This is a genomic window from Thauera phenolivorans (assembly GCF_001696715.1).
GTDB classification, from domain to species: Bacteria; Pseudomonadota; Gammaproteobacteria; order Burkholderiales; family Rhodocyclaceae; genus Thauera; species Thauera phenolivorans.
On the sequence record NZ_MBFM01000001.1, the window covers coordinates 701,383 to 715,785 of the forward strand.

16 protein-coding genes and 1 pseudogene are annotated in these 14,403 nt (G+C 66.6%); 2 read left to right on the top strand and 15 right to left on the bottom strand.

The window, feature by feature from the left end; translation table 11 throughout:
* Positions 1-107 precede the first annotated feature (107 nt).
* Positions 108-1,196, bottom strand: coding sequence for a DUF3616 domain-containing protein (locus BB334_RS03300; RefSeq protein ID WP_068804265.1), 1,089 nt, complete (start codon positions 1,194-1,196; stop codon positions 108-110).
* Between the two features lie 260 nt (positions 1,197-1,456).
* On the opposite strand from BB334_RS03300, the gene BB334_RS03305 reads away from it, so the two are divergent.
* Positions 1,457-2,176 (top strand): glutamine amidotransferase, encoded by a 720-nt coding sequence (locus BB334_RS03305; protein ID WP_068804267.1) that lies wholly within the window; start codon positions 1,457-1,459, stop codon positions 2,174-2,176.
* Positions 2,177-2,209: 33 nt separating this feature from the next.
* Here BB334_RS03305 and BB334_RS18385 read toward each other — a convergent pair.
* From BB334_RS18385 to BB334_RS03350, 10 genes and pseudogenes are all read right to left on the bottom strand, one after another.
* Positions 2,210-2,427: pseudogene (locus BB334_RS18385) on the bottom strand (acetyl-CoA C-acyltransferase); the annotation flags it as partial.
* The gene (locus BB334_RS18390) at positions 2,415-2,834 is read right to left on the bottom strand and encodes a tautomerase family protein (protein ID WP_068804269.1); all 420 of its coding nucleotides are present in this window, start codon (positions 2,832-2,834) and stop codon (positions 2,415-2,417) included. The gene BB334_RS18390 and the pseudogene BB334_RS18385, both read right to left, overlap by 13 nt.
* 18 nt (positions 2,835-2,852) lie before the next feature.
* Entirely contained in the window at positions 2,853-3,620 is a 768-nt protein-coding gene (locus tag BB334_RS03315) for an SDR family NAD(P)-dependent oxidoreductase (protein WP_068804271.1), read from the bottom strand.
* A gap of 55 nt (positions 3,621-3,675) precedes the next feature.
* The gene (gene dmpG, locus BB334_RS03320) at positions 3,676-4,734 is read right to left on the bottom strand and encodes a 4-hydroxy-2-oxovalerate aldolase (RefSeq protein WP_068804273.1); all 1,059 of its coding nucleotides are present in this window, start codon (positions 4,732-4,734) and stop codon (positions 3,676-3,678) included.
* Positions 4,731-5,645 (bottom strand): acetaldehyde dehydrogenase (acetylating), encoded by a 915-nt coding sequence (locus tag BB334_RS03325; protein WP_068804276.1) that lies wholly within the window; start codon positions 5,643-5,645, stop codon positions 4,731-4,733. Before BB334_RS03325 ends, dmpG begins: the two co-directional genes overlap by 4 nt.
* Positions 5,645-5,869 (bottom strand): tautomerase family protein, encoded by a 225-nt coding sequence (locus BB334_RS03330; protein ID WP_068804278.1) that lies wholly within the window; start codon positions 5,867-5,869, stop codon positions 5,645-5,647. Before BB334_RS03330 ends, BB334_RS03325 begins: the two co-directional genes overlap by 1 nt.
* Positions 5,870-5,882: 13 nt before the next feature.
* Positions 5,883-6,686 (bottom strand): 2-oxo-3-hexenedioate decarboxylase, encoded by an 804-nt coding sequence (gene dmpH / locus BB334_RS03335; protein ID WP_068804280.1) that lies wholly within the window; start codon positions 6,684-6,686, stop codon positions 5,883-5,885.
* Positions 6,683-7,480, bottom strand: a complete 798-nt coding sequence (gene dmpE / locus BB334_RS03340) for a 2-oxopent-4-enoate hydratase (protein ID WP_068804282.1) — start codon at positions 7,478-7,480, stop codon at positions 6,683-6,685. The genes dmpH and dmpE overlap by 4 nt, the downstream gene beginning before the upstream one ends.
* 8 nt (positions 7,481-7,488) lie before the next feature.
* Positions 7,489-8,949: a 2-hydroxymuconic semialdehyde dehydrogenase gene (locus tag BB334_RS03345; RefSeq protein ID WP_068804284.1), complete on the bottom strand. Its 1,461-nt coding sequence runs from the start codon at positions 8,947-8,949 to the stop codon at positions 7,489-7,491.
* 223 nt (positions 8,950-9,172) lie between these two features.
* The gene (locus tag BB334_RS03350) at positions 9,173-10,204 is read right to left on the bottom strand and encodes a GlxA family transcriptional regulator (RefSeq protein WP_083200251.1); all 1,032 of its coding nucleotides are present in this window, start codon (positions 10,202-10,204) and stop codon (positions 9,173-9,175) included.
* Positions 10,205-10,302: 98 nt separating this feature from the next.
* Between BB334_RS03350 and BB334_RS03355 the strand changes: the two genes are divergently transcribed.
* Entirely contained in the window at positions 10,303-11,016 is a 714-nt protein-coding gene (locus BB334_RS03355; RefSeq protein ID WP_068804286.1) for an NAD(P)H-dependent oxidoreductase, read from the top strand.
* 70 nt (positions 11,017-11,086) lie between these two features.
* On the opposite strand, the gene BB334_RS03360 is transcribed toward BB334_RS03355, so the two are convergent.
* From BB334_RS03360 to BB334_RS03375, 4 genes are all read right to left on the bottom strand, one after another.
* The gene (locus BB334_RS03360) at positions 11,087-12,148 is read right to left on the bottom strand and encodes an NADH:ubiquinone reductase (Na(+)-transporting) subunit F (RefSeq protein ID WP_068804287.1); all 1,062 of its coding nucleotides are present in this window, start codon (positions 12,146-12,148) and stop codon (positions 11,087-11,089) included.
* Positions 12,149-12,161: 13 nt separating this feature from the next.
* On the bottom strand, positions 12,162-12,518 hold the full coding sequence (locus BB334_RS03365; protein ID WP_068804289.1) for a phenol hydroxylase subunit P4: 357 nt from the start codon (positions 12,516-12,518) through the stop codon (positions 12,162-12,164).
* A gap of 75 nt (positions 12,519-12,593) precedes the next feature.
* Positions 12,594-14,114 carry a YHS domain-containing protein gene (locus BB334_RS03370; RefSeq protein ID WP_068804291.1) on the bottom strand — a complete coding sequence of 507 codons (1,521 nt, stop codon included), beginning with the start codon at positions 14,112-14,114 and terminating at the stop codon, positions 12,594-12,596.
* 14 nt (positions 14,115-14,128) lie between these two features.
* Entirely contained in the window at positions 14,129-14,398 is a 270-nt protein-coding gene (locus BB334_RS03375; RefSeq protein ID WP_068804293.1) for an MmoB/DmpM family protein, read from the bottom strand.
* Positions 14,399-14,403: the final 5 nt, after the last annotated feature.

Below are 14,403 nucleotides of genomic sequence, written 5' to 3' on the forward strand. Positions count from 1 at the left end.
TCCACGAGCATTTTTCCGCCCCCTTCGACCCGCAGGACGACAAGGTGCTGTGGCTCGAGCCCTGAGGCCGGCTTCGGCCCTTCGTGCACACGCCGGCGGCCCCAGCCTCAGCCACGCCGCAGCATGTCGCCGAAAACGACGCCTTCGCCCGCCTTGCGATCCGGGCCCGGCGTATCGTAAAGCGCGATCCAGTCCGCACCCTTCTTCGCGAGCGAGGCGGGCAGCCTGCAGAAGGCCTCGGCCTGATCGGTCCCGCGTCCGTGCGGCAGGGGGAGCATTGCTTCGACCCCGGTCTCGAAGCGCACCGGGGCGCGGTTGGCCGCCAGGCAGGGCTTCGCGCCCGCCCACCTGAAGACGTGGATGTCACCGTCGAGCACCATCGTCGGACCGGCAAGGATGTAGAGGTCGTCGCCCGAATAGTGCAGATCGCGGACCCCGAGCCCCTCGAGCTGCAGGAAGTGCTTCCTGATCAGGGTGCCATCGTCGTCGAGCGGCACCAGCCGCAGATGCTTCCGCCGCGCTTCGACCTCGATCTCGAGCACTGCGGTCCATCCGCGCAGCACCGGCCCGCGCAGCCCGAGCAGCAGCCGGTGGCCGTCCGCGGCGATGCCCTCGATGTCGAAGCCATTGTCCTTGCCCGGCAAGTCCAGGTACGGCGCGAAATGGGGATCGTCCGCAAGCGCGCGGATCAGCCGGTTGGAATCGGCATTCCCCTTCAGCCTCGACGCACGCCGGCCGTCCTTCGTTTTTCGGACCACGCAGGGCGCGCCGTCGGCGTCGATCTCGATCGGCAGGCGCGCCAGCAGGCGTCGATTGGGGTCGAGCTTGAGCTTCGCGAGCCGGCGTGCGTTCCGCCCGTCGCCGCGGTCGTCCTTGGGCTTCTTGCGCTTGAGCCCGTGCGACCCCGCCACCCAGAGGTAGCCATCGGCGACCGACATGCCCTCGATGTCGGCCTCTTCGCCAGCATCGCCGGGCAGGTCGAGCAGTTCGGCGAGCGGGAAGCGGCGCCCCTCGCCAAATCGCAGCAGCTCTCCGCCCACCGGTTCGAGATGGCGCAGGCGGTCGACCGCGCAGGCCTCGTCGCCCGCCACCCACAGCCAGTCATCGGTAAAGGCAGCGCCGGAAAGGTCCGAATGCACCTCCCTGCCCGGGGAGAACTCGAGGCGGATGGCGTTCGTTATGCGTTCGATGGACATCGAGTCGGCCCTCGGTAGTTGACGGCGCACAGGCGACGATCGCGCCGCCCCTCCTACTCCGCCGCAGGCATGAATGTTAGCCTCTCACGGGATTGCGTGGATGACCGCCGGCCGCGTGAAACGCGGGGCTGAACCCGAACGCGGAGCACGTTCGGGTGCCTGCGGACGACGCGCGCTGCATCCGGTCCTGGCCTGTCTCGTCGCAGGCCAACGACGGAGCCGATCGCGGTGTTTTCCCTGCGCTTGACGGAGCTGACCTCATGAAGATCGCCCTGGCCCTGCGCCACATCCACTTCGAAGACCTCGGTACGCTGGCGCCGCTGCTGCGCGAGCGCGGCTTCGAGGTGCGCTACCTCGATCCCGCCGTGGACGAGCTGTCGGCGGTCGATGCGGGATCGGCGGATCTCGTCGTCGCCCTGGGCGGCCCGCTCGGCGCCTTCGACGAGAACGTCTATCCCTTTCTGGCGGCCGAGCTGCACCTGATCGAGCGGCGCCTGGCCAGCGGCCGTCCGCTGCTCGGCATCTGCCTGGGCGCGCAGCTGATCGCGCGCGCGCTCGGGGCCGCGGTGGCGCCCATGGGCTACAAGGAAATCGGCTTCGGCGCACTGACGCTGACGGACGACGGCCGGGAGTCCACGCTGGCGCCGCTCGGCGGCGTGCCGGTGCTGCACTGGCACGGCGACCGCTTCGCGCTGCCCGCGGGCGCCAGGCTGCTGGCCGGCACCGACCGCTGCGCGCAGCAGGCCTTCGCGATCGGCGACGCGGTGCTCGGCCTGCAGTTCCACCTCGAAGCCGACGCCAGCCGCATCGAGCGCTGGCTGGTCGGCCACTGCTGCGAGCTCGCCCAGGCCGGCGTCGACCCGCGCGCGTTGCGCGCGGACGCCCGGCGCCATGGTGCGGCGCTGGCGGCAGCGGCGCGCCTCGTCATCGGCGGCTGGCTCGACCGGCTGCAAGGCGCGAACGCTTCCGCGGCGGACTGACGGGCATCCTGCGGGAGCGCTGCGGGCTTGTCGGACCGCTTCGAACACGCCCGCAGGACCCATCCCGATGCACATGCACATGCTGATCATGCCGTGGCGCAGGCGTGCGTCGCGCTGCATCGCCGCCATCAGGGTGGCCGTGCGGATCACCCCGGTCGCCCCCAGGGATGACCGAGGGCGATCGCGCCTCCCCGGAGATTGATCTTCGCCGGGTGGAGCCCGAGCTGGCGTGCAACCGCTAGCGCCTGGGCGTGGCGCGCGCGGCGATCTCGTCGCGGCGCCTCACGCTCGCGGGCTCGCCGCCGATCGACCAGTTCTCGGGCTGCACCGGGACGATCCCGCCCCGGACGAGGCTGCGCTCGACACCGAGCACGTCGGCGACGATGTCGGTGAATCCGGCTAGCAGCCGGTGGCGCTCCTCGAGCGGCCGCCCTTCCATGACGATGAAGCTGAAGTACGGCGCCCGCGTCCCCTCGCGGCTGACCGGCACCCCGCCCACCGCGGTCAGCTCGGGACGGTAGAGGTGGATGAAGGCCCGGACACGGTCGATCGGGCAGCGCAGCACGTCGGCGAAGAAGCGGCTCGCTTCGGTGAGCAGGCGCTCGTGCTGCTCGGTAGCGTAGTGCCCCTCGGCGAGATGAAAATGAAGAATTGGCATGCTTGGTTGTTCCTCGGTTCAGGGCAGGCCGCGCCGACGGCCGGCGTCCAGCATCAGGGTGGAACCCGTCATCGCATCAGCCTCGGGTGCAAGCAGGAGCGCAACCGCCCACGCCACCTGCTGCGGCGTGACGAAGGCGCCGATCGACGACTCCGCCTTCATTTCATCCAGCACGGCATCGACGGCGATCCCACGCAGCGTGGCGCGGTTGGCGGCCACGCGGTGCAGGCGTGCGGTGTCGGCAGGCCCCGGCGCGATGGTGTGGGCGGTGATGCCGCGCGGACCGTAGGCGAGGCTGAGCTGCCGCATGACGTTGATCAGCGCCGCGTTCGCCACCCCGGCCGCGGCGGCATAGGCGGTGGGCTCGAGGCCGTAATGGCCGCCGATCGCGACCAGTCGCGCGCCCTCGGCCAGCCGCGAGTCGGCCGCGCGCACGACGCGCAACATGCCGCCCACCTTGATGTTCACCGCATCAACCACCGACTCGGTCGCTGCGGCCAGGATGCCGCCGGCCACGGCGACACCTGGACCGTGCACGACCATGCGGACCGGCCTGTCGAGTACGGCGGCGATGCGCGCGACCGCCGCGTCGGACGCAATGTCGGCCTCGCACGCCACGATGTCCGGATCGCCGCCGGCGAGCACTGCCAGCGACGCCGCGCTGCGCGCGACGGCGATGACGCGCAGGCCTTCGGCGCGCAGCCGCGCCACGATCGCCTGGCCGAAGTCGCCGGTGGCACCGACGACCACCGCCAGCTCCCGGCCTGTCTCTCTCGAATCCGTCATCGCAGCCCTCCTTCCTTCTTGTCGTTGACCGGGCATATGGCCCAGGTCCCGGCGCTCAGGCCGCGGCGTCCGTCAGCAAGCCGCGCGCCTTCGCCATCGTCATCGCGGTGTCCTGGATCATGTCTTCTTGACCCGCGATCATCTTCTTGTGGCCAAGCTCGACCAGGATGTCGCGCGCCGGCACGCCAAAGCGTTCGGCGACCCGCTTGGCATGAAGGAGGAAGGTCGAGTACACCCCGGCGAAGCCGAGCGTCAGCGAGTCGCGGTCGACCCGGACGATGTGGTCCATCATCGGCACGACGAGGTCCTCGGCCACGTCCATGAGCTTGAACAGATCGACACCGGTCTCGATGCCCATGCGCTCGCATACGGCGAGGAAGACTTCCAGCGGCGTGTTGCCGGCCCCCGCGCCCAGCCCGGCGACAGAGCCGTCGATCCGGCTTGCCCCGGCGGCGATCGCCGCGAGCGAGTTCGAGATGCCCAGCCCTAGGTTGTGATGGCCATGGAAACCGATTGCGGTCTCGGGCGCGAGCACCTCGCGCAGGGCCTGGATGCGGGCGGTGACGTCCTCCGGCAGCATGTAGCCAGCGGAGTCGGTGACGTAGATCGTCTGCGCCCCGTACGACTCCATCAGCTTGCCTTGCCGGGCGATGCCGGCCGGGTCGTTGAGGTGGGCCATCATCAGGAAGCCGGTGGTGTCCATGCCGAGCTTGCGGGCGTAGGCGATGTGCTGCGGCGAGGTGTCGGCCTCGGTGCAATGGGTGGCGACGTGCACGCTGCGCGCGCCCGCATCGAAGGCCGACTGCAGCTCGCGCATCGTGCCGAGCCCCGGCACGAGCAGCACCGAAACCTTCGCCCGCTTCATCCGCGACGCTACCGCCGAGATGTACTCTTCATTGCTCGCGAGTGCGAAGCCGTGTTGCAGCGAATTGCCGCCGAGCCCCGCGCCGTGCGTCACCTGCAGGTAGGGGATGCCGGCGTCGTCGAGCGCGGTGGCCACCTTGACCATCTGCTCGACGCTGATCTGTTCGCGCTTGGCATGCATGCCATCGCGCAGGCACATGTCGTGCAGGATGACCTTGCGGCCCTTGAGCGCGGTCGAATCGATGTTCATGCTGCCTCCCTGATCTTGAGCTGAATTTTTCCGGCGAGGATCTCCTCGGCGAACATCTCGGCGGTGCGCGTCGCCGCGGCGGTCATGATGTCGAGGTTCCCGGCATATCGCGGCAGGTAGTCGCCGAGGCCGGCGACCTCCATGAACACCGACACCTTGTTGCCGTCGAAGGCGGGCCCGTTCACCAGCCGGTAGCCCGGCACGTAGGTCTGTACCTCGGCGATCATGCGCAGGATCGATTCGGTGATGCGGGCCTGGTCGGGCTCGTCGTCGGTCACGCAGTAGATCGTGTTGCGCATGATCATCGGCGGCTCGGCCGGGTTGATCACTGCCAGCGCCTTGCCGCGGCGGGCACCGCCCACCACGCAGATGGCGTTCGAGGTCGTGAAGGTGAATTCGTCGAGGTTAGCGCGGGTGCCGGGACCAACCGACTTCGACGCCAGGCTGGCCACGATCTCGGCGTAGTCGACGCTCTGCACGCGAGACACCGCATTGACGATCGGGATCGTCGCCTGCCCCGCGCAGGAGATCATGTTGACGTTCATCTCCACCCGGTCGGCATGCTCGCGCAGGTTCACCGTCGGCACGCAAAGCGGGCCGATCGCGGCCGGCGTGAGGTCGATCATCATCACACCGAGCGCGTTGAGCTTGCGGCTGTTTTCGGCGTGCACATAGGCACTGGTGGCGTCGAACGCGATCTGGATGCCGTCCTCGAGGACGTACGGCAGCAGGCCGTCGATGCCCTCGGCGGTGGTCTTCAGCCCCATCTCGCTGGCGCGCCGCAGCCCCTCGGACTGCGGGTCGATCCCCACCATCCACACCGGCTCGAGCACCGCGCTGCGCTTGATCTTGTAGATCAGGTCAGTGCCGATGTTGCCAGACCCGATCAGGGCGCACTTGATCTTCTTCATCAGTCCTGTTCCTCGCTGATCGGCGCGCTTTGTGCGGCCGTGCGTTGTGCCATCGTCTGGCCGGCGACGAAGAAGCCGTCGGCACGGTGTTCGGTGATCATGATCCGGACCGCGTCCACCCTGACCCCCAGGCTGTGCACCAGGGCGTCGGTGACCGCCCGCGCCGCCGCCGACTTCTGCTCGGCGGTGCGGCCTTCCATCATGTGCATCTCGATAATCGGCATTGCTCAGTCCCCTTCACTCGACGAAACGCATCGACACGCTGCCCAGTTCCTGGAAGCGCGCGACCACGTTGTCGCCGGGCTTGACCGCGACCGCCTCGGTGATGCCACCGCTCATGACGAAGCTGCCTGCGGGCAGGTGCTCGTCCATCTCAGCAAGGATGTTCACCAGCATCGCGATCGCCTCCGTCGGGTGGCCGAGCACCGCGCCGGAGGCGCCCATCGCCACCATCTCGCCGTTCTTCTCGAGCACCACGCCGAGCGTGCGCAGGTCCAGTTCCTCGGCATAGCGGGCGCGACCGCCGGCGACGAAGCGCGCCGACGAGCCGTTGTCAGCGACCACGCTGGCAAGATCGAACTTGAAGCCGGAGAAGCGCGAGTCGATGATCTCGACCGCCGGCACCACGTAGTCGGTCGCTGCAAGCACGTCTTCACGGCTGCAGCCGGGGCCGCGCAGTTCCTTCTTCAGCACGAAGGCCACCTCGCACTCGACGCGCGGATGCACCAGGTCGCAGGTGGAGATCGCCGAGTTCTCGGGCCGCGCCATACGGTCGGTGAGGAAGCCGATCGAGGGAACGTCCACCCCCATCTGTTGCATCTTCGCCTTCGAGGTCAGGCCGGCTTTCCAGCCGACGAGCCGGTGGCCCTGGGCGATGAACCGGCGGCGCAGTTCGCTCTGCACCGCGTAGCCGTCGGCGATTGTCATCGCCGGATACTCGTCGGTGAGTTTGGGGATCGCGTAGGCGCGGGTCTGCGCGCCCTCCACGCGTTCGCACAGGCGCACGATGTCCTCGCGCGCCAGGGTCAGATTGGCCTTCATGCCGCACTCCTTCCGGAAAACTTCACCCGGCAGCTTCCGAGGCCGCCGACAGTGCATACGAGTTCGTCGCCGTCGGCGACCGGCACCAGCGCCGACTGCGAGCCCGACAGGATCACTTCGCCGGCCTTGAACGGAATGCCCAGGGTGCCGAGCGTATTCGCCAGCCAGGCGACCGCGTTCGCGGGCGAGCCCTGCACCGCGGCGCCCACGCCGGTGGAGAACAGCTCTCCGTTCTTTTCCACCAGCATGCCGGCGAGCGTGATGTCGAGTTTGCGCGGGTCGCCCTTCGTGCGGCCGAGCACATAGACGCCGCACGAGGCGTTGTCCGCCACCGTGTCCTGGATCTTGATGTTCCAGTCGGTGACGCGCGAATCGACGATCTCGAAGCAGGCCAGCACGTAGTCGGTGGCACGGATCACGTCCATCGCGGTGACGCCCGGGCCCTGCAGGTCTTGCTTCAGCACGAAGGCGAGTTCGGCCTCGGCCTTGGGCTGGATCAGGGTGCCGAGGTCGATCGTGTCGCCCTCCTGGTACACCATGCCCGAGGTCAGCATTCCGAAATCGGGCTGATAGACTCCGAGAAAATCCTGCACCGGCTTGCTGGTGGCGCCGATCTTCTTGCCGACGATGGTTTCACCGGCCGCCACACGGCGCGCCACGAAGCGCTCCTGGATGCGATAGGCGTCCTCGATCGTGATGTCGGGTTCGCGCTCGCGCAGCGGCGGCACGGTGCGGCGGGCGAGCCAGGCTTCGTAGAGCTCGTCGCCGTATTGCGTGATCTTGTTGTCGTCCATGGAAGGCCTCAGAGCTTGACGCAGATGTTGCGGGTCTCGGTGTAGAACTCCAGCGAATGGACGCCGCCCTCGCGGCCGATGCCCGATTGCTTGGAGCCGCCGAAGGCGGTGCGCAGGTCGCGCAGGAACCAGCTGTTGATCCAGGTGATGCCGACCTCCACACGCGCCGCGACGCGGTGGGCACGGGACAGGTTCGTCGTCCAGATCGTGGTCGACAACCCGTATTCGTTGTCGTTGGCCAGCGCCACCACCTCGTTCTCGTGGTCGAACGGACGGATGTGGCAGCACGGCCCGAAGATTTCCTCGCGCACGACGGTGGCGGTTTCCGGCAGACCGGTCCAGATCGTCGGTTGCACCCAGGCGCCGTCGGCCAGGTCGGCCGGCACGTCGGGCACGCCGCCACCGGTCACCACGGTGGCGCCCTCTTCCACAGCCTTGCGGTAGTAGGAAAGGACCTTCTGGCGGTGTTCCTGGCTGATGAGCGGGCCGTAATTGGATGCATGGTCGTCCGGACGGCCGAACTTCACGCCTTCGGCCTTCGCCTTCAGCGCCTGCACGAAGCGCTCGAAGATCGGCCGTTCGACGTACACGCGCTCGGTGCCCAGGCAGACCTGCCCCGAGTTGAGGAAGGACGAACGGAAGATGCCGTCCACCGCGGCGTCGAAATCGCAGTCGGCGAACACGATGCCGGCATTCTTGCCGCCCAGCTCGAAGGACACGTCGCGCATCCCCTTCGCCGCCGCCTGCATGATGGCCGTTCCGGTGGTGGTCTCGCCGGTGAAGGTGATGGCGTCCACACCGCGGTGCTGGGTCAGGAATTCGCCCGCCGAGTCCGGCCCGAAACCGTGGATGACGTTGAACACGCCTTTCGGCACGCCGACCGCGTTCATCACCTCGCCGAGCAGCGTCGTCGTCAGCGGGGTTTCCTCCGACGGCTTGACCACCACGGTGTTGCCACAGGCCAGCGCCGGACCGACCTTCCACGTCATCAGCAGGAAGGGCGCATTCCAGGGCGAGATCACGCCGACCACGCCCTTGGGCACGCGGATCGAATAGTTCAGCGCACCGCGGCCATCCGGCGTCGGGGTCTGGAAGGATTCGCTCGGCACGTTCTTGACGACGTCGGCGAACACCTTGAAGTTGGCCGCACCGCGCGGGATAAAGGCATGCGTCATCACGTGATGCGGCTGGCCGGTGTCGGCCATTTCGGCCTCGACGAAGTCGTCAAAGCGGCGCGTGATCTCGTTGGCTACGCCGTACAGCAGCTCGACGCGCTGGTCGGTGCTCAGCCCGCCCCACTCGCCCGTCAGCGCGGCGCGCGCGGCCTTGACCGCGGCATCCACCTCGGGGCGGCCAGCCTCGGCGATCGACGCGATGACGCGGTTATCGAGCGGCGAACGCTTGTCGAAACGCTTGCCACTCTCGGCGGCGACGAATTCGCCGTTGATGAAGTTCTGGATGGAACGCATGGATCTCCCCCTCCTGGTTGACTCGGTGCAGCCGAAACCGGCGTTTGCAACCGGCGCTTACCGCCGGTCGTCGTGCGACACGGGCAGGTCGCGAAGTACAGATCACAGTCTAGGAAGATCGCGAGATACCATCTAATACTTTCTTTCTTTACTCTCCATACTCGAAAGGTATCAGAAGCCGCCGCGCATCCCGCGACGTGTGCCTCTTCCCCCCGCGCAAGGCTTATGACGCTCGCCAGCCGGCCCCTGCCGATGCAAACCGGCTGCGATAGGCCGCCGGCGTCATCCCCACCTGGGCGCGGAACAGCCGCGTGAAGGAGCTACCGTTGAGGTAGCCGACGAGGGCGGCGATTTCCTCGATGCCGAGCCTGTCGTGGCGCTCAAGGAGCATCCGGGCGGTGTCCACGCGCAGCTTCTGGAGGTAGGCGAGTGGCGTCGTGCCGAGCACGCTGCCGAAGCGCCGGATCAGCGTGCGTTCGCTGACTGCGAGCGCGGCCGCCAGCGCCGGCAGCCTGACCGGTTCCGCAAGGTGCTTCTGCAGCCAGTCCTGGGCGCGCGCGACCATCGGGTCGCCATGTTCAGTTTCCGCCTGCAGCGGCAGGAAGGGCAGTTGGGTCGTCTGGCTGGTGTCGATCAGCATCGTCTTCGCCGTCAGCCCGGCTACGCCCGGCCCGCAGAAGTGCTCCACCATGCGCACCGCCTGCAACAGGTAAGAGGCCGACGCGCCCGCACAGCACAGACGATCCGCTTCGGTCACCATCGCCCGCAGTTGCAGGTCGATACTCGGAAAGCGAGCGCGGAATAGCCGTTCCAGCCACCACGTCGTCGTGGCTGTCCTGCCCCGCAGCAAGCCGGTCTCTGCGAGCACGAAGGTGCCGGTGCAGTTGGCCGCCAGCATTGCGCCGCCTTGCCATTGGGCGCGCAACCACTCGCGATGCGGCGCGGATGCATCCAGCAGGCGCTCGAATGCGGCGCGCCCTGCGTAATACAGCCCAGGAATGAAAACGAGGTCGAACGCTTCATCGGGAAGCGCCGAATCGACACCGAGCGTCAGACCGTTGCAGGCGGTCACCGGCCTGCCGTCGCGTGCGACGAACTGCCAGGCGAACGGTCTGGCCAAAGCAACGCCGCTCATGCGCTGGTGGCGGTGCAGGTGGGCATTGGCGACCTGCAACACGTCGGCGAAGCCCGCGAGACTGGAGGCGTAGCAGCCGTCGAGGGCGAGAATCGCGGCGCGCCGGGGCGGCATCCTCATGTTGGCAGTATCCGCACAAAGATCGTCATTATCGCCAGTACGGGCGCTGCGCACGCCACTCTACAGTGGGGTCATCTTCCATCGCTTCGGAGCCGTCCATGAATGTCCTGATCGTGCATGCCCACAACGAACCCAAGTCCTTCAACACCTCGATGATGAATCTCGCGGTCGAGGTGCTGCAGGGCGAGGGGCACGAAGTCCTCGTCTCCGACCTGTACGAGATGAAATTCAACCCGGTCGCGAGCGCCGACGACTTCCGTGATCGCGCCAACACCGACCACCTTGTGTACGCACTCGAGCAGCGCCATGCCTTCGCCAGCGGCACGTTCGCGCCCGACATCGCCGCCGAACTCGAGAAGATCAAATGGGCCGATCTCGTCATCTTCAACTTCCCGATCTACTGGTACAGCATGCCGGCGATCATGAAGGGCTGGATCGACCGCGTGTTCGTCTCCGGCTACTGCTACGGCGGTACCCGCATCTACGATCGCGGCGGCCTCAGGGGCAAGAAGGCGATGCTCGCGTTTTCGCTCGGCGGCCAGGCACACATGTTCGGCCCGGGCGCGGTACATGGCGAACTCGAGGTGCTGCTGCAGCCCATTCAGCGCGGCATGCTCGGCTATGTCGGCCTGACCGTCCTGCCGCCCTTCGTCGCCTTCCACGTGCCCTACATCAGCGCCGAGGCGCGCCGGGACTGCCTGGAACAGTATCGCGCGCACCTGCTGACGCTCGAACAGCGCGCGCCGCTCGCGTTTCCGTCGTTGGACGATTTCGACGATCGGCTGCAGCCGAGGGTGGCGGCCGCCTCCTGAGACGCCTCACGGTGGCACGGCAAGAACGGAAACGGGGGCTTGCGCCCCCGATTCCATTTCTATCGCACAGTTAGATCGCCTTGAACAGCGGGCTGCGCACTTGCTGGGCGTCAGCCGCCGACAGGAACTTCTCGGTGTAGATGTCGCGCTCGAACAGCCGTCCCTGCATCAGGGTACTGATGCAGGCGTCGATCATGAGCGGCGGACCGCACAGGTAGGCCTTGTGACCGCGGAAGTCGTTGTCGAAGGCGCTCTTTGCCGCTTCATGCACGAAACCGCGAAAGCCCCGCCAGTCCGAAGCCTCTGGCTCGTGCGATAGCGCCGGCACGTAGCGGAAGTTGGGGTGGGCTTCCGCCAGCGCGAGGAACTCCTCGTGGTAGTAGAGCTCCTCACGCGTCCGCTGGCCATAGACCAGCGTGATCGGCAGCTCGAAGCCCTCGCCGAGCAGGTCGAGGATCATCGAGCGCGGGCTCGACAGGCCGGATCCGCCGGCCATGAAGATCACCGGCACCCGCGCCGACTTCTTGACGAAGAAGCGCCCGTAGGGTCCCGAAACGCGGGTTCGCTCGCCCACCTTCATCCGCTCGTGCACATAGCCGGTGCCCTGGCCGCCCGGCACGATGCGGATGTTGAGTTCGATGTCACCCGCCTGCGAAGGCGCGCTGGCGATCGAGAACGCCCGGCTGCCGATCCCGTCCGGCAGTTCTAGATTGACGTACTGTCCGGCCTGGAACCGGATTCCCGCCGGCTCATCGAGCTTGATCCAGACGCCCTTGATGGTCGGCGTCAGGGTCTCGATGCGGGTTACCACGCCGTCGAAATCCCGCACCGGCAGGTTCTCGGCGTCGGGATCGTCCTCGATGTCGGCCTCGATCACAAGGTCGCTCTGCGCGGTAGCGCAGCACGCAAGGCACTTCTGCTCGTCGCGCTCGAAATCCATCAGGGCGAAGCTCGACGCCTGCCCGTGCTCCACCTCGCCATCGACGACCTGCACCTTGCAGGTCGCGCACAGGCCGTGGCAGCACGCGTGCGGGAGATAAATCCCGGCACGCAGGGCCGCGTCGAGGATGGTCTGGCCATCCTCGATCTCGATCGTCTGACCCAGTGGCTCGATGGTCAGCTCGTAGCTCATCTGCCCTTCTCCCTTAAGCCGCGTCGCGCAGCGTGTTGAGGCCCGGGGTGCGGAAACGCAGCTGTTCCTTGTGGCCGATGCCGTTCTCTTCGATGCTGCGCTCGAAGTCGGGCGTCCAGGGTTTGCCCAGCTTGAGCCATTCGACCTTACTCCAGTCGATCGAGGCCGCATCCGGATCCGGCTGCATCAGCGCGCTCAGCGGGCCGCGGACGAGATCGCCCAGCTTCATCTGCGGCTCGACGCAGAACATGAACGGTGCGGCGAACAACATGTGGTAGTCCCACGCCACATAAACGAGCTGCTTGCCGTGGTAGTTCTCGACGCGGTCGCGCGAAACGCCGACGTATTCCTTCAAGGCTGCTACTGCCATCCTGATTCTCCTTTGAGTACGATTCGCCGCGGCGGCGAGCATCCCTGCCCGCCACCGCCGCACAGCCGCGCGGGCTTATTCGTTGGACGTCGCCAGGCCGCGCCAGGCGTCGAAATTGCGCTGGTCGTTGGAGCCGACGTAGTCCCCGTTGTCCTGACCATCCTTGAGATTGACCCAGTCCATCCAGGCGCCGAGATCGCCCCGGATCGGATCCTGATGGATCTGCGGCATCGGCAGCCATGCCTGGATGTACTTCTCCGGCTCGTTCTCGAAGATGTGCTGGCAGCCATCGGAGCAGAAGTGGTAACGCTCGCCCTTGTACTCCACCTCGCGGTGGCAGATCAGGGTCGGGTCCTCGGGCTCGGTGAACACGGTGGGTAGCTGGCAGGTCTGGCACAGCTTGGGCAGGCCGTAGTTCTTGTACGGCGTACCGGCCGCGGCCAGCTTCTTGATGTGATCCCAGCGCGGACGGTAGTACTTGTCGAAGGTGGTCGGGTACTTCTTCGACAGCCAAGCCATCTCGTCATCGGACGGGATCCAGCTGTGGAACGAGGTGCCGAAGCTCCACTGGTACAGACCGAGCATGAACTGGTGCGACATGTGGTCGATCGCCTTCTCCGCATCATCCCAGCCCTTGGGCGGGCGGATGCCGTAACGGGCGAGATCGTTGAACAGCGCGGTGCCGTTCTCGATGCCGTACATGTTCCATGCCTCGCGCCAGGACATCACGCGCTTGGGCAGCATGTAGTCCATCATCGTGCTGACCAGCCCGAGCACGCGGAAGCCGCGCCAGAACCACTTGTCGAACCAGGCCTGAACGATGGGAACGTTGGCCGGATCCTGCTCGAGCAGGAACTTGATGCACTCGAGACCGAGCGTCATGTGCCGGGCCTCGTCCGACTGCGCGGAAAAGCCGAAGGTGACGGTGGCCATGTCGCCGTTGTAAGCCGCCCCCGACATGAAGGGCACGAACAACAGGTTGGTCAGCACGTATTCGAACGAGAAGCCGATCGCGACCATGAACTCGAACGGGCCGGCCGACATCGCGTCGTCGAAGAACGAGCGCGGCACCGACGTGTACCAGATGCGGTCGCGCTGGTCGGAAAACGCGTGGAAGCCGTCGTAATACTTGTTGTAGTTGGACAGCGCGTGAATCTGCGTCTGCGCATGACGGATCTCGTCGATCGCCTGCATCTGACAGGCGACCTGGGTCCCGACGCCGGGAAACTCGCGCCCGGCGCGGGCGAAGCCCTTGTGCGCGGCGTACTCGCCCGGGCTGATCGCCTGCAGGAAGATCTTCAGTGCCGACAGGTAGCGGGCGTCGGTGAGGTTGAGATGGCCGTTGTTCTGCGCATGGGCATCCACGATCGCATAGAACTTGCGCTCCTTCTCCGCCTGGTATTTCCAGTAGGCATCCATGGTGAGGCGGAAGGGATCCTCCCACTTCTCCCAATCGTGGATCTTGATGCCCTCGTACCCGACGTAGGGGTACAGCGCTTCCTTCGTGTGATAGCTCGGTTCCCAGCCCAGGTCTCGGGTCATCACGCGATAGCGTTCCTTGAGGCCAAGCTTCTTCTTCGCGACTTTCATTTCCATGGTGGGCTCCTCGCTCAACTGTTCCAGGTCAGGGTGAACGCGTCTTCGTCCTCGTCCACATGGCCGGATAGCGTGATCAGGTTGATCTGCAGCTCCTGCAGGTCGTACTCGCGGCCGAGCCTCTCCTCGATGCTCTCGCGACGGATGACCAGGCGGTTCGGCGCATCGATCTTCACCATCGCCGGCTGGCGGTGGACGACCGCCTGGGGGTTGTCGTGCGCGATCGCTTCGATGATCGGCCGGGTGTCTTCGTTGGTCTGCAGTGCAATGAATACGGTGGACATGGGCT

Bases quoted from the DNA above. Each gene is read 5' to 3' on its own strand.
- BB334_RS03300 (WP_068804265.1), bottom strand. From the start codon at position 1,196: ATGTCCATCGAACGCATAACGAACGCCATCCGCCTCGAGTTCTCCCCG.
- BB334_RS03305 (WP_068804267.1), top strand. From the start codon at position 1,457: ATGAAGATCGCCCTGGCCCTGCGCCACATCCACTTCGAAGACCTCGGT.
- BB334_RS18390 (WP_068804269.1), bottom strand. From the start codon at position 2,834: ATGCCAATTCTTCATTTTCATCTCGCCGAGGGGCACTACGCTACCGAG.
- BB334_RS03315 (WP_068804271.1), bottom strand. From the start codon at position 3,620: ATGACGGATTCGAGAGAGACAGGCCGGGAGCTGGCGGTGGTCGTCGGT.
- dmpG (WP_068804273.1), bottom strand. From the start codon at position 4,734: ATGAACATCGATTCGACCGCGCTCAAGGGCCGCAAGGTCATCCTGCAC.
- BB334_RS03325 (WP_068804276.1), bottom strand. From the start codon at position 5,645: ATGAAGAAGATCAAGTGCGCCCTGATCGGGTCTGGCAACATCGGCACT.
- BB334_RS03330 (WP_068804278.1), bottom strand. From the start codon at position 5,869: ATGCCGATTATCGAGATGCACATGATGGAAGGCCGCACCGCCGAGCAG.
- dmpH (WP_068804280.1), bottom strand. From the start codon at position 6,686: ATGAAGGCCAATCTGACCCTGGCGCGCGAGGACATCGTGCGCCTGTGC.
- dmpE (WP_068804282.1), bottom strand. From the start codon at position 7,480: ATGGACGACAACAAGATCACGCAATACGGCGACGAGCTCTACGAAGCC.
- BB334_RS03345 (WP_068804284.1), bottom strand. From the start codon at position 8,949: ATGCGTTCCATCCAGAACTTCATCAACGGCGAATTCGTCGCCGCCGAG.
- BB334_RS03350 (WP_083200251.1), bottom strand. From the start codon at position 10,204: ATGAGGATGCCGCCCCGGCGCGCCGCGATTCTCGCCCTCGACGGCTGC.
- BB334_RS03355 (WP_068804286.1), top strand. From the start codon at position 10,303: ATGAATGTCCTGATCGTGCATGCCCACAACGAACCCAAGTCCTTCAAC.
- BB334_RS03360 (WP_068804287.1), bottom strand. From the start codon at position 12,148: ATGAGCTACGAGCTGACCATCGAGCCACTGGGTCAGACGATCGAGATC.
- BB334_RS03365 (WP_068804289.1), bottom strand. From the start codon at position 12,518: ATGGCAGTAGCAGCCTTGAAGGAATACGTCGGCGTTTCGCGCGACCGC.
- BB334_RS03370 (WP_068804291.1), bottom strand. From the start codon at position 14,114: ATGGAAATGAAAGTCGCGAAGAAGAAGCTTGGCCTCAAGGAACGCTAT.
- BB334_RS03375 (WP_068804293.1), bottom strand. From the start codon at position 14,398: ATGTCCACCGTATTCATTGCACTGCAGACCAACGAAGACACCCGGCCG.